A 14,391-nucleotide genomic window follows, 5' to 3' on the forward strand; every position below is an offset into this window, starting at 1 on the left:
TTTTACCCCCACCAGCGGTGCGGTGAAATTAGCAAAATGTGCAAAGTCTTTTGCTATTTGAGCAATAATAATGCAGTTACCAACTGACCTTAGCTTCAAAGCCACCTTCCGAAGCGTTGCCAAACGAGGCTGACATTCCATGCAGTGTTGCGATACGGCGGACAATTGACAGCCCGAGACCGCTGCCGGTCACGCTTTGTCCCGGTGGACGATAAAAACGTTCACCGATGTGTGTAAGTACCTCCGGCGCAACGCCAGGACCATTATCTTTGACGCTGAAATTGCGGGCGTTGAGCGTCACTTCCACAATGCTCCCCTGCGGACTGTAGCGAATGGCATTATCCAGCAGATTTCGTACCATCAGGCTCAGCAACAGCGGCTGTCCTGTGCGCATAATATTGTGTGCGTTAATCTGCAAACGTACGTCAATGTGCGCCTGCTGGGCCGGGTGGTAGATATCCATCACCGCGGATTGCAGTAGCTCCTCCAATGAAATTTCCGCCACATCCTGAAGATTATCGAGGGAGTCGAGGCGCGAAAGCGTCAGGAGCTGATCGACCAGTCGGGTGGCGCGTTCAATTCCCGCATGTAGCTGCGCCAGCGCTTTTTCCCGCGTTTGCGGGTCGTCGTCTGACAGTTGCACCACTTCGGTTTGCACCTTCAGCGCGGTCAACGGACTGCGCAGCTCATGGGCGGCATCAGAAGTGAAGCGGCGTTCACGCACCATCATTGAGTGGATGCGGGTAAACAGCTGATTTAGCGATTCAACCAGCGGGCGCACTTCGCTTGGCACACCTTTCGAGTCGAGCGGCTCTTCTGATTCCGGGGCGCGCCAGCGCAGAGCTTGCGCCAGTTTTTTTAGCGGCCTGAGTTCGCGACTCAGCATGACCACCAGGATCAGCAACATCAGCGGCAGCGCAACCAGCCATGGGGTTAATTGTGCAGTAAGGATCGACAGCGCCATATCCTCCCGATATTCCCACTCCTGGCCCACCACAATGCGATATTTCCCATCAGCGGAATTCAGCCACAGGAAGCGCCAGGAATCGCTGTCGCCCCTGAGTTGGCCGTCGCTAAACCCTTCCCGGCTGTAGCTGTAGGGAATATCCTGGCCATTATCGCCATCGTGTAGCACCATTTTGCCGTCGGTGGAGTAGATGGCAAACGCCAGTGCGTCGTCATCAATATGGCCATGCTTCAGTTTCTTTGGCGTGCGGGCCATATTGCTTGAAGTGGTGACATCGCTGATATCCAGCGTGCTAAGCCGCTTGGCGAACAGCATCAGCTGGGTATCAAACAGCTCATCGACATTATCGGTAGTCTGCCTCCAGGCCACAAAACTGGATACGGCCCAGGTGGCTGATGCCAGAATCAGAAAAATAAGCGTTAGCCTGACGCGCAGGCTGAGGCGTTGTGTGAGTTTCATGCGTCACCCAGGGTGTAGCCAATGCCATGCACGGTACGGATAAAGTCGCTGCCGAGCTTACGGCGTAAGTGATGAACGTGGACCTCAACCGCATTGCTGGAGACATTTTCGTCCCAGGTATACAGTTTTTCTTCAATCAGTTTGCGGGGCAGGACGCGACCTTTGTTGCGCATCAACAGTTCCAGCAGTGCGAACTCTTTAGGTTTGAGTGACAAAGGTTCACCCGCCGCCGTGGCGACCAACGCGCCGGGATCGAGCGTTACCTGGCCATGGCGCAATGTGTTGCTGGCCTGGCCGCTGGCACGACGCACCAGCGCCTCCAGTCTGGCAGCAACTTCGATCAGCGCAAAGGGTTTACACAGATAGTCATCTGCGCCCAGGCGCAGGCCTTCAACGCGTTCCGCCAGCGCGTCGCGAGCGGTCAGAATCAGTACCGGCTCCTGCTTCCCGTTAGCTCGCCATTCGCGCAAAATGTCCCGTCCGTCTATGCCTGGCAGTGTCAGGTCGAGGATTACCGCATCATAAGGTGCGCTGTAGAGTGCTTCTTTCCCCTGGCGACCTTCGGTAAACCAGTCAATGCTGAAACCCATTTTACTCAGACCTGTTTTCAGGCCATCGCCAATCAACGTGTCATCTTCGATCAGTAAAATACGCATATGTTCTTCCCTGCGATACCTCATTTGCAGTCAGTAAACCTGTGGCTACAGTCTCTGTACAGTAAAAAAAGTATCTTTTTTTGCCTTAAGAACTTGTTAAGGATTAACTTATTTAATAGTCGTAAACCAACATGAAAGGGAGACATGACGATGAAAAAATTAGCTGCAATGGTTGCCGTAATGGCACTGTGTTCCGCACCTGTTCTGGCAGCTCAGCAGGGCGGCTTCTCTGGGCCAACGACAACCACTACGCAGAGCCAAAACGGCGGATTTGTCGGCCCTAACGGTAGCAGCACGACAGTAGAAAGCGCCAAATCACTGCGTGATGACACCTGGGTTACCCTGCGCGGGAACATCGTTGAGCGTATTTCCGACGACCTGTATGTGTTTAAAGATGCGACCGGCACAGTGAATGTGGATATCGACCACAAGCGCTGGAACGGCGTAACCGTCACACCGCAGGATGTGGTTGAAATCCAGGGTGAAGTGGATAAAGACTGGAACTCCGTTGAAATCGACGTGAAACAGATTACCAAAGTTGCTAAGTAATCCCCATCAGGGCCGCATTCGCGGCCCTTTTCTTTGTGACTCAACACGCCAGATAGGGTAGTATCTGCGGCAATATTGCCCTTCAATAGAGGGGTACAAAGTTGAGGAACCACGATTAATGAGCGATATGGCAGAGCGCCTGGCGCTGCATGAATTCACGGAAAACGCCTATCTGAACTATTCCATGTACGTCATCATGGATAGGGCGTTGCCGTTTATTGGCGATGGTTTGAAACCCGTTCAGCGTCGCATCGTGTACGCGATGTCCGAACTGGGGCTGAATGCCAGCGCCAAATTTAAAAAATCCGCCCGTACCGTCGGTGACGTGCTGGGTAAATACCATCCGCACGGCGACATCGCCTGCTATGAAGCGATGGTGCTGATGGCGCAGCCGTTCTCTTACCGTTATCCGCTGGTTGACGGGCAGGGGAACTGGGGGGCGCCGGACGATCCGAAATCCTTCGCGGCGATGCGTTATACCGAATCCCGCCTGTCTAAATATGCGGAAGTCCTGCTGGGTGAACTCGGTCAGGGCACGTCGGACTGGGTGCCGAACTTCGACGGCACCATGCAGGAGCCGAAGATGCTGCCTGCGCGTCTGCCAAATATTCTGCTCAACGGTACGACCGGTATTGCCGTTGGTATGGCAACGGACATTCCGCCGCACAACCTGCGTGAAGTGGCAAAAGCAGCGATTACTCTGATTGAGCAGCCGAAAACGACGCTGGATCAGTTGCTGGATATCGTGCAGGGGCCGGATTACCCGACCGAAGCGGAGATCATTACCTCGCGCGCGGAGATTCGTAAGATTTACGAAAACGGACGCGGCTCCGTACGTATGCGTGCGGTATGGACGAAAGAAGACGGCGCGGTGGTGATTTCCGCGCTGCCACATCAGGTTTCCGGGGCAAAAGTGCTGGAGCAGATCGCTGCTCAAATGCGCAATAAAAAACTGCCGATGGTAGACGACCTGCGCGACGAATCGGATCACGAAAACCCGACTCGTCTGGTGATTGTCCCGCGCTCCAATCGCGTGGATATGGAGCAGGTGATGAACCACCTGTTTGCCACCACCGATCTGGAAAAAAGTTACCGCATCAACCTGAACATGATCGGTCTTGATGGGCGTCCGGCGGTGAAAAACCTGCTGGAGATCCTCACCGAATGGCTGGCGTTCCGCCGCGATACCGTGCGCCGCCGCCTGAATTATCGTCTGGAAAAAGTGCTCAAGCGCCTACACATCCTTGAAGGCTTGCTGGTGGCGTTCCTCAATATTGACGAAGTAATCGAAATTATTCGTCATGAAGATGAACCTAAGCCAGAGCTGATGTCGCGGTTTGGTATTTCTGAAACCCAGGCTGAAGCCATCCTTGAGCTGAAATTGCGCCATCTTGCCAAACTCGAAGAGATGAAAATCCGCGGCGAGCAGGATGAACTGGCGAAAGAGCGCGATCAGTTGCAGGCCATTCTGGCTTCTGAACGTAAAATGAATAACCTGCTGAAGAAAGAGTTGCAGGCTGACGCTGAGGCCTATGGCGACGATCGTCGTTCTCCGCTGCAGGAGCGCGAAGAAGCGAAGGCGATGAGCGAGCACGACATGCTGCCGTCTGAGCCGGTGACCATTGTGCTGTCCCAGAGTGGCTGGGTGCGTAGCGCGAAAGGCCACGACATCGATGCGCCGGGATTAAGCTATAAAGCGGGCGACAGCTTTAAGTCGGCAGTGAAGGGTAAGAGCAATCAGCCGGTGGTGTTCGTGGACTCGACCGGCCGCAGCTATGCCATCGATCCGATTACGCTGCCGTCGGCGCGCGGTCAGGGTGAACCGCTGACCGGGAAGCTCACTCTGCCGCCGGGCGCGACGGTTGAGCACATGCTGATGGAAGGCGATGATCAGAAACTGCTGATGGCATCGGATGCGGGCTATGGTTTTGTCTGCACCTTCAATGACCTGGTAGCACGTAACCGTGCAGGTAAGGCATTGATTACGCTGCCAGAGAATGCGCGTGTCATGCAGCCGGTGGTGATTGAAGATGAAACCGATATGCTGCTGGCGATTACTCAGGCTGGTCGCATGTTGATGTTCCCGGTGAGCGATTTACCGCAGTTGTCGAAAGGCAAAGGGAACAAGATCATTAATATCCCTTCAGCGGAAGCGGCGAAAGGCGAGGATGGTCTGGCGCAACTTTACGTGCTGCCGCCGCAGAGCACGCTGACTATCCACGTCGGTAAGCGCAAAATCAAACTGCGTCCCGAAGAGTTGCAGAAAGTGACCGGCGAGCGCGGCCGTCGCGGCACGCTAATGCGTGGTCTGCAGCGTATCGACAGCATTGAGATTGACTCGCCTCGACGCGCCAGTCACGGCGACAGCGAAGAATAACGCTACCGTCCGGCTCTCCCTGTTAAAGCCCAGGGAGAGCCAACGTTAAAAATTCCCGTGAAACCGTTGTTTATTCGTGCGTTGCGATTAACAATACGCTTTTCCAGAGAGCCGCCCTTAACAAAGCCCTAACCTGATACCGCGTGATGAATCAGGTGACGTAAAATGCCAGGCTCTTAGGCCTTAGAGGTTGTTATGCTATATATTTTTCGTTTAATTATTACTGTTATTTACTGCGTTCTGGTCTGTATTTTCGGTTGCATATACTGTCTGTTCAGCCCGCGAAATCCAAAACACGTTGCAACGTTCGGTCATATGTTTGGCCGCCTGGCTCCCCTTTATGGTCTGAAGGTCGAGTGCCGCATGCCGGCAGACGCGCAGAACTATGGTAATGCTATCTATATTTGTAACCATCAGAACAACTATGACATGGTTACTGCTGCGAATATCGTTCAACCGCCGACGGTGACGGTAGGTAAAAAAAGCCTGCTGTGGATCCCTTTCTTCGGGCAGCTGTACTGGTTAACCGGTAACCTGCTGATTGACAGAAATAACCGCGCAAAAGCACACAGCACCATTGCTGCCGTGGTTAATCATTTCAAAAAACGCCGCATTTCTATCTGGATGTTCCCGGAAGGAACGCGTAGCCGCGGTCGCGGTCTGCTTCCGTTTAAAACCGGCGCGTTCCATGCAGCGATTGCTGCTGGTGTCCCGGTCATTCCGGTATGCGTTTCCACAACCTCGAACAAGATAAAATTAAACAGACTCAATAATGGTCTGGCGATTGTCGAGATGTTGCCGCCGGTGGATATTAGCCACTTTGGCAAAGATCAGGTTCGTGAACTGGCAGCACATTGCCGCACGTTGATGGAACAAAAAATCGCAGAGCTCGATAAAGAAGTTGCTGAGCGGGAAGCCGCCGGTAAGGTTTAATCCGCGCAATTCGGTTTTTTTACAGGAAATGACTTCCTGCGTGTTAATAGCCAGTTTTTTATGGAGTTTATATGTCATTCAGTCGGCGTCAGTTCATTCAGGCATCGGGGATCGCACTGTGTGCAGGTGCTGTTCCGCTGAAGGCTAATGCTGCCGGTCAGCAACAACCGTTACCTGTGCCTCCGCTGCTGGAATCCCGCCGGGGGCAGCCGCTATTTATGACGCTGCAACGTGCGCACTGGTCCTTTACACAAGGCACGCGCGCACCTGTCTGGGGAATTAACGGCCGCTACCTGGGACCGACAATTCGCGTCTGGAAAGGGGATGACGTCAAGCTTATCTACAGCAACCGTCTGACTGAGAATGTCTCGATGACCGTCGCCGGGTTACAGGTACCAGGCCCGCTGATGGGCGGCCCGGCGCGCATGATGTCCCCGAATGCTGACTGGGCGCCGGTGCTACCGATTCGCCAGAATGCCGCCACGTTGTGGTATCACGCCAATACGCCAAATCGTACTGCTCAGCAGGTCTATAACGGCCTTGCCGGGATGTGGCTGGTTGAAGATGAAGTGAGTAAATCACTGTCTATTCCCAACCACTATGGCGTGGATGATTTTCCGGTCATTATCCAGGACAAGCGGTTGGACAACTTTGGCACGCCGGAATACAGCGAGCCCGGCAGCGGTGGCTTTGTCGGTGATACGTTGCTGGTCAATGGGGCGCAAAGCCCGTATGTCGAAGTCTCCCGCGGCTGGGTGCGCTTGCGTTTACTGAACGCTTCAAACTCGCGTCGTTACCAGCTGCAAATGAGCGATGGCCGTGCGCTGCATGTGATTTCCAGCGATCAGGGCTTTTTACCTGCGCCCGTTTCGGTGAAGCAGCTTTCGCTTGCGCCTGGCGAGCGTCGTGAGATCCTGGTGGATATGACGAACGGTAATGAGGTCTCTATCACCTGTGGCGAGGCAGCCAGTATTGTCGACAGGATCCGCGGGTTCTTTGAGCCTTCCAGTATTCTCATCTCCACGCTGGTGCTGACTCTGCGTCCAACGGGGCTTCTGCCGCTGGTGACTGACAGCCTGCCAATGCGCCTGCTGCCAACGGAAATCCTCAGCGGTTCGCCGATTCGCAGCCGTGATATCAGCCTGGACGATGACCCTGGCATCAACGGTCAGCTGTGGGACGTCAATCGTATGGATATTACCGCTCAGCAGGGCTCCTGGGAGCGCTGGACTGTGCGGGCGGATATGCCCCAGTCCTTCCATATTGAAGGCGTCTCGTTCCTGATCCGTAATGTGAATGGCGCGATGCCGTTCCCGGAAGACAGAGGCTGGAAAGATACCGTCTGGGTTGACGGCCAGGTTGAATTACTGGTTTATTACGGACAGCCTTCCTGGGCCCATTTCCCGTTCTACTTTAATAGCCAGACGCTGGAAATGGCAGATCGCGGCTCAATCGGACAGATGTTGGTGAACCCGGCGCCGTAATGCGCCGGGATTTCCGTTATGCCCGCCAGAACATGCGCGAGAACAGGATCAGAATGGGGTAAATCTCCAGACGCCCCATGATCATGGCCGCGCACATCAGTAGCTTTGCTTCCTCATTTAAGGTGCCAAATGTCGTGGCGGTGACGCCAAATCCTAGCCCCATATTGTTGATGCAGGCGGCGACGGTGGCAAAAGAGGAGAAGAGATCGTAGCCCATCAGATTGAGCGCCCAGATAAAAAAGCTGGTGAACAAAACGTAGAGAAAGAAAAAGCTCCATACCGAACGCACCACCCGGTCGCTTACCACGCTATTGCCCACTTTAATGTTCAGCAGGGCACGGGGATGCGCGAGCTGGTGTAACTCCTGACGGCACTGCTTGAACATAATCAAAAAACGTAGCACCTTAATCCCCCCGCAGGTCGATCCCACACAACCGCCGAAGAAACTGGCGCTGAGCAGCATGAAGATCGTGTGCGAAGGCCACTGCGCGTAATCCGCCGTCGACAGGCCATTATCTGTCAGCATCGAACTGGCCAGAAAAAAAGCATGCACCAGGCTGTCCGTTAATCCATACATGCCTGCCCGCCAAACTTGCCAGGTGGCGATCAGAGTGACAACCAACGCAATAAGCAAAAAGAAACGCAGTTCGGCATTACGACGAAAGGGTTTGAAGGTACGTTTCGCGATAGCCACGTACCAGAGGGTGAAGTTAAACGCGGACAGCAGGGAAAATACCCCAGCGACCAGCTCGATCGCATGGCTGTTATAGAAGCCGATGCTTTCACTGCGAGTGGAAAATCCGCCGAGAGAAACCGTCGACAGCCCGTGGCATAAGGCATCGAAGAACGACATCCCGGCAGCCCAGTAGGCCAGAGTACAGATTAGACCCAGAATGACATAGGTCAGCCACAGCGTACGTGCAGTATCGGCAAGCCTTGGAGTGAGCCGTTCTTCTTTGAAGGGACCCGGCATTTCAGACTGATACAGCTTCATGCCGCCGATACCCAAAAGCGGTAATACCGCCACGGCGAGGACAATAACACCCAGGCCACCAATAAAATTGAGCTGAGCCCGATAGTAGAGATACGACTTCGGCATGGCGCTGACGTCGCCAATTACCGTTGCGCCCGTGGTGGTAATCCCGGAAACCCCTTCAAACAGGGCATCCGCAAAGGAGAGGTTTAAGCCATCGTCCATCCACATCGGCATCGCGCTGATAAACGAAAACAACAGCCAGAACAGGACGATAATAACGAAACCATCCCGTGTTCGCAGTTGAATACCCGCATGTTTGGTTGCCAGCCACGCCCCGCCGCCGAGGGTGAAGAAAGTCATAAATGTGCTGAAAAAAGCGAACAAGCTCCGCTCTTTGTTTAACAAAGCGATGGTCATCGGTGGCAGCATAGAAAAGCTGTAGAGAAGAACCAGAAACCCACACAGGTGAACAACAACCCGTAGCTGGGAAATATGCAGTGAATCGTTGAGTCGCAATGAAAAATCCCCCGCCGAAAAAGAGTTATCTCAGCTGGCCGGCATGGTGTTAATTATGATTGATAAAAATGAGCGTCGTAAAATTTAACAATTTATATAACTTTCTACTGCCCTGGTTCAGACTCCACTTCATTTCTTGTCGACATACAGCGTATAATCCCCGGCCTTTGATTATTTTTTTACCATTTTTGGAAGCATTATGAGCGCAATATCCCTGATCCAGCCGGACAGAGACCTTTTCTCCTGGCCGCAGTACTGGGCTGCCTGTTTTGGCCCGGCACCGTTTTTGCCGATGTCACGCGACGAAATGGACCAACTAGGCTGGGATAGCTGCGACATCATTCTGGTTACCGGCGATGCATACGTCGATCATCCGAGCTTTGGCATGGCAATATGCGGCCGTATGCTGGAAGCGCAGGGCTTTCGTGTAGGGATTATCGCCCAGCCGGAGTGGAACAACAAAGACGATTTTATGCGTTTGGGTAAACCGAACCTGTTCTTTGGTGTGACCGCAGGCAACATGGACTCGATGATCAACCGTTATACCGCCGATCGCCGACTGCGCCATGACGATGCCTACACACCAGACAACGTAGCAGGTAAACGCCCGGACCGCGCCACGCTGGTCTATACCCAGCGTTGTAAAGAAGCATGGAAAGATGTGCCAGTTATTCTCGGCGGCATTGAGGCCAGCCTGCGCCGTACCGCGCACTATGACTACTGGTCTGATACCGTTCGTCGCTCTGTTCTGGTGGATTCCAAAGCCGACATGCTGATGTTCGGCAACGGCGAACGTCCGCTGGTAGAAGTGGCGCATCGTCTGGCGATGGGCGAAACCATCGATCAGATCCGCGACGTGCGTAACACCGCGATTATGGTTAAAGAAGCGCTGCCGGGCTGGAGTGGGGTGGATTCCACGCGTCTCGACACGCCGGGCAAGATTGATCCGATCCCGCATCCGTACGGCGAAGATCTGCCGTGTGCCGACAACAAACCGGTCGCCCCGAAAAAGCAGGAAGCGAAAGCGGTAACCGTACAGCCGCCGCGTCCGAAACCGTGGGAAAAAACCTACGTGCTGCTGCCGTCCTTTGAAAAAGTGAAGGGCGATAAAGTGCTGTATGCGCATGCGTCGCGTATCCTGCACCACGAAACCAACCCTGGATGCGCGCGTGCGCTGATGCAAAAGCACGGCGATCGCTACATCTGGATCAACCCGCCAGCCATTCCGCTGTCTACCGAAGAGATGGATAGCGTCTTTGCGCTGCCGTACAAGCGCGTGCCGCATCCGGCGTATGGCGACAGCCGCATTCCGGCCTATGAGATGATCCGTTTCTCGATCAACATTATGCGTGGCTGCTTTGGCGGCTGTTCGTTCTGTTCGATCACCGAGCACGAAGGCCGCATCATCCAGAGCCGCTCTGAAGACTCGATCATCAATGAAATCGAAGCCATTCGCGACACCGTTCCGGGCTTTACCGGCGTGATTTCCGACCTCGGCGGCCCAACGGCGAACATGTATATGCTGCGCTGTAAGTCACCGCGTGCGGAGCAGACCTGCCGTCGTCTGTCATGCGTCTACCCGGATATCTGTCCGCATATGGATACCAACCACGAACCGACGATTAACCTTTATCGCCGGGCGCGTGATTTGAAAGGCATTAAAAAGATCCTCATTGCTTCCGGTGTGCGCTATGACATCGCGGTTGAAGATCCGCGCTATATCAAAGAACTGGCGACCCACCACGTTGGCGGCTATCTGAAGATTGCGCCAGAGCATACTGAAGAAGGCCCGCTGTCGAAGATGATGAAGCCGGGGATGGGCAGCTACGATCGCTTTAAGGAGTTGTTCGATACCTACTCTAAACAGGCGGGTAAAGAACAGTACCTGATCCCGTACTTCATCTCCGCGCACCCGGGTACGCGTGACGAGGATATGGTGAATCTGGCGCTGTGGCTGAAACAACGTCGTTTCCGTCTGGATCAGGTGCAGAACTTTTATCCATCGCCGCTGGCGAACTCCACAACCATGTATTACACCGGGAAAAACCCGTTGGGTAAAATTGGTTATAAGAGTGAAGACGTGGTGGTGCCGAAAGGTGATAAGCAGCGCCGTTTGCATAAAGCCCTGCTGCGTTACCACGATCCAGCTAACTGGCCGTTAATCCGCCAGGCGCTGGAAGACATGGGTAAAAAGCATCTGATCGGCGGTCGTCGTGAATGTCTGGTTCCGGCGCCTACGCTGGAAGAGATGCGCGAAGCACGTCGCCAGAATCGTCATACCCGTCCGGCGTTGACCAAGCACACCCCGGTGGCGCACCAGCGCCAGACCCCTGCCGCAAACAAAAAACGCGGGAAAGTAGCGGGACGTTAATTTGCTTTGCCCGGTGGTGAAATGCTTATCAGGCCTACGAGCAGCACAGTTTTGTAGGCCGGATAAGGTGCTTGCACCGCCATCCGGCAGAAGTGCTCAGTATTTATGCCTCACGAATTCTGGCCGCTAATGCGGCCAGTTTTGCATCATCCGCCCGTTCATGATCGTGTGATGACAGATACCCTTCATATTGCTCGAAAAATTTGGTCTGCCGCGACTCAATCGGTTTCCAGTGAGTTAGATCGCCAGTGCCGTGCATGGGGCTTAATTTGCTGTGCACATGGTCTACGCCGAAACCTTCGAAGAACATCCCCGTACGACTGACATCCGGGAAAGCCTTATCCAGTTTCTTAGCCACTTTTTGGGTTGCCATCATCAGGTCAGCCAACGCCTGCGGCGGCATATCGAAGGCATAGCTGGGGTAATGCTTTTTCGGGATCACCACGGTAAAACCGTCGGTGTTCGGGAAAATCGACAGAAAAGCCAGATGGTGCTCGTCTTCCCAGACCTTATGGCAGGGTGCTTTACCTTCAACAATTTGACAGAAAATACAGGTCATTCCTTTTCTCCGCAGGTAAGGTGATTCGTCAGGGCGCAGTTAGTTTAGTACAGACCCAACACCTTCCACCACATCAGACCTACGGTGATAAACACCGCCTGGTTAAACAAGCTAATGATAAATCCTGTGCGCCACCAGACGCCCGTTGGAACGTACCCGGCACCAAACAGGATTGGACCGCGAGCGTGGGTGTACTGGGTGAGCGAGCAGTACAAACTGCTGGTGAAGGCCAGCATTAACGCCGTGGGGGCTGCGGGGATATTCAGATGCAGTCCGACGCCGAGGAAAACGGCGTACAGCGCGGCAATCTGTGCATTACCGCTGGCAAAAAAGTAGTGGGTATAGAAGTAGGCGGCATTCAGCAGCAACAGGACGATCACCCAACTGGTACCGTGCATAGTACTGCTCAGGCTATCGCCGATCAGATTGCCAAACCAGGTAGTGAAACCTAGTTTTTTCAGCTGGTTCGCCATCATCAGCAGTGCGGCAAACCAAATCAGCGTGTCCCATGCGCCTTTCTCGCTTTTCACATCTTCCCAGCTCAGAACGCCGCTTAGCAATAAAATGGACAGTCCCACGAACGAGGCTGTAGTGGCGTCGACGCCTAACGTATCGCCAAAAATCCACAGCACCAGCAGTACGCCGACGGTAACCAGCATCAGCCATTCGCCGCGAGACATACTGCCCATTTCAGCCAGCTCTTTGCGCGCCAGGTTCGGGGCATCCGGCGTGTGCTTTATTTCCGGGTGCACGATCCAGTAGACCAGCAGTGGAACCAGCAGTAAGGACACAAGGCATGGCAGCAGCGCCGCCATAAACCAGCTGCCCCAGGTCAGCGTGACGCCCGCATTGGCCGCCAACTTCACCGCCAACAGGTTGCCGGTATAACCGGTCATAAAGAGCGCGGCGGTGACGTCGTTGACGTTGCCAATGCAGGTGATAAGAAAGGTACCGATTTTACTGCGGGACTCATCTTCCGGGTTCGAATGGAAACTGCGTGCCAGAGAGTCGGCAATCGGATAGATGACGCCGCCGCAGCGTGCTGTATTACTCGGCATTGCCGGGGAGAGGATCAGATCGGCAAAAGCCAGACCATAGGCGAGTCCCAGCGTGCGCTTGCCGAGCAGACGGATCATCTGCAGCGCAATGCGTCGTCCGAGGCCAGTTTTGATAAAACCGCGGGCAATCATAAAAGCCACGACGATAAGCCAGATAAGTGAACTGTTCAGTTCGCTTAGCGCTGTGGTGATAGCGCCGCTGGCGGTTTTATCCCCGGCCGCATAGGCGAGTGCAAAAACCGTAATCCCAATAATGCCGACCGCGCCGATGGGTAAAACTTTTGCCACGATAGAAGCAATCGTCGCAACGAAGATAATTGCCGAATGCCAGGCTGGCGCACTTAACCCGGATGGAGGGGTAAGTTGCCACAGCCCGGCAGAAATGAATGTTATAAGAATTAATGGGAGCCATTTGACTCCGCTACCTTTTTTCTCAGTCACGGTTACGCACCTATGGATATGGTGAATACATTCATTAAATAAATATATTTATTTGATAATTAACAGGTTATGTTGCGCAATGCTGCTCCAGTGACTGCAAGAAATACAACAATATATGTGCGTGAATTGTTTCCTGATATTTCAAATCAGTAAAGGCCCGACGAGAGTGTCGGGCTGGAGGGAAGGGGTTAACCGCCGAACTGGTCCGGGTCTGGCCCCAGACGTTTGCCCTGATCGAGTTTCGCGATTTCGCCTAATTCATCTTTATCCAGGCGGAAGTCCCAGACGTTAAAGTTTTCTGCGATACGCGCAGGGGTGACCGATTTCGGAATCACCACCAGGCCGCTATCCAGATGCCAGCGGATGACAATCTGCGCCGGTGATTTGCCATATTTCTCTGCGAGGTCACGGATTATCTTTTGATCGAAGACGTCTTTGCCGCCCTGCGCCAGCGGGCTCCAGGATTCGGTCTGGATTTTATGTGTGGCGTTCCAGGCGTGCAGCTGGCGCTGCTGCATGAGCGGGTGAAGTTCTATCTGATTAATCACCGGAGGTACGCCGGTTTCATCCATCAGCCGCTGGAGATGGTTGATCTGAAAGTTGCACACGCCGATGCTCTTAATCAGCCCTTCTTTTTGCAGGTCGATCATGTTTTCCCACGCTTCAACGTAGTGGTCGATCGCCGGAACTGGCCAGTGCATCAGGTACAGATCGAGGTAATCAAGCTGGAGTTTCTCCATGCTTTCGAGCAAGGCTTCCCGGGGGCGTTTCTGGTCATCATTCCACAGCTTGGTGGTAATGAATAACTCTTCCCGTGGCACGCCTGCGTCACGTATTGCTTTGCCGACACCTTCTTCGTTTTTGTACGCTGCCGCGGTATCAATTGAGCGATACCCCACTTCCAGCGCTTTATGAATGGCAGTGATGACTTCTTCGTTGCTTGCCTTCCAGACCCCCAGGCCCAGTTGCGGCATGACGTTACCATCCTGTAGTTTGATAATGGTTGGAGTGGTCATAATTCCTCCCCTTAATGACTGTCACCGGA

11 protein-coding genes are annotated in these 14,391 nt (G+C 53.9%); 5 read left to right on the forward strand and 6 right to left on the reverse strand.

Going from position 1 to position 14,391, the window contains the following annotated elements; all coding sequences use genetic code 11:
* Window positions 1–76: 76 nt before the first annotated feature.
* Together qseC and qseB are read right to left on the reverse strand one after the other, a co-directional pair.
* Entirely contained in the window at window positions 77–1,426 is a 1,350-nt protein-coding gene (qseC, locus tag OGV57_RS09895; protein WP_003846328.1) for a quorum sensing histidine kinase QseC, read from the reverse strand.
* Window positions 1,423–2,082, reverse strand: a complete 660-nt coding sequence (gene qseB, locus OGV57_RS09900; protein WP_003024547.1) for a quorum sensing response regulator transcription factor QseB — start codon at window positions 2,080–2,082, stop codon at window positions 1,423–1,425. The genes qseC and qseB overlap by 4 nt, the downstream gene beginning before the upstream one ends.
* 150 nt (window positions 2,083–2,232) lie before the next feature.
* On the opposite strand from qseB, the gene OGV57_RS09905 reads away from it, so the two are divergent.
* The 4 genes from OGV57_RS09905 to ftsP all read left to right on the forward strand — a co-directional run bounded on the left by OGV57_RS09905 (window position 2,233) and on the right by ftsP (window position 7,425).
* Window positions 2,233–2,631 (forward strand): YgiW/YdeI family stress tolerance OB fold protein, encoded by a 399-nt coding sequence (locus OGV57_RS09905; RefSeq protein WP_003024544.1) that lies wholly within the window; start codon window positions 2,233–2,235, stop codon window positions 2,629–2,631.
* A 118-nt stretch (window positions 2,632–2,749) separates the two neighbouring features.
* A complete protein-coding gene (parC, locus tag OGV57_RS09910; protein ID WP_071681440.1) occupies window positions 2,750–5,008 on the forward strand; it encodes a DNA topoisomerase IV subunit A in 2,259 nt (752 codons plus the stop codon).
* A gap of 195 nt (window positions 5,009–5,203) precedes the next feature.
* The gene (gene plsC / locus OGV57_RS09915) at window positions 5,204–5,941 is read left to right on the forward strand and encodes a 1-acylglycerol-3-phosphate O-acyltransferase (RefSeq protein WP_003024540.1); all 738 of its coding nucleotides are present in this window, start codon (window positions 5,204–5,206) and stop codon (window positions 5,939–5,941) included.
* Window positions 5,942–6,012: 71 nt separating this feature from the next.
* Complete coding sequence (gene ftsP, locus OGV57_RS09920) at window positions 6,013–7,425, forward strand: cell division protein FtsP (protein ID WP_003024538.1); 1,413 nt, start codon at window positions 6,013–6,015, stop codon at window positions 7,423–7,425.
* Window positions 7,426–7,441: 16 nt separating this feature from the next.
* Here the strand turns inward: ftsP and OGV57_RS09925 are convergent, their stop codons facing one another.
* Window positions 7,442–8,917, reverse strand: a complete 1,476-nt coding sequence (locus tag OGV57_RS09925) for a TrkH family potassium uptake protein (protein WP_048232785.1) — start codon at window positions 8,915–8,917, stop codon at window positions 7,442–7,444.
* 199 nt (window positions 8,918–9,116) lie between these two features.
* Here OGV57_RS09925 and OGV57_RS09930 point away from each other — a divergent pair, with 199 nt between their 5' ends.
* Window positions 9,117–11,288, forward strand: a complete 2,172-nt coding sequence (locus tag OGV57_RS09930) for a YgiQ family radical SAM protein (protein ID WP_003024532.1) — start codon at window positions 9,117–9,119, stop codon at window positions 11,286–11,288.
* 103 nt (window positions 11,289–11,391) lie between these two features.
* On the opposite strand, the gene OGV57_RS09935 is transcribed toward OGV57_RS09930, so the two are convergent.
* From OGV57_RS09935 to dkgA, 3 genes are all read right to left on the reverse strand, one after another.
* On the reverse strand, window positions 11,392–11,847 hold the full coding sequence (locus OGV57_RS09935; RefSeq protein ID WP_003024529.1) for an HIT family protein: 456 nt from the start codon (window positions 11,845–11,847) through the stop codon (window positions 11,392–11,394).
* Between the two features lie 44 nt (window positions 11,848–11,891).
* Window positions 11,892–13,346 (reverse strand): DASS family sodium-coupled anion symporter, encoded by a 1,455-nt coding sequence (locus tag OGV57_RS09940; protein WP_049015257.1) that lies wholly within the window; start codon window positions 13,344–13,346, stop codon window positions 11,892–11,894.
* A gap of 188 nt (window positions 13,347–13,534) precedes the next feature.
* Window positions 13,535–14,362 (reverse strand): 2,5-didehydrogluconate reductase DkgA, encoded by an 828-nt coding sequence (gene dkgA / locus OGV57_RS09945; protein ID WP_003024520.1) that lies wholly within the window; start codon window positions 14,360–14,362, stop codon window positions 13,535–13,537.
* Window positions 14,363–14,391: the final 29 nt, after the last annotated feature.

This window comes from Citrobacter sp. Cf087 (genome assembly GCF_030334285.1).
GTDB lineage: Bacteria > Pseudomonadota > Gammaproteobacteria > Enterobacterales > Enterobacteriaceae > Citrobacter > Citrobacter freundii.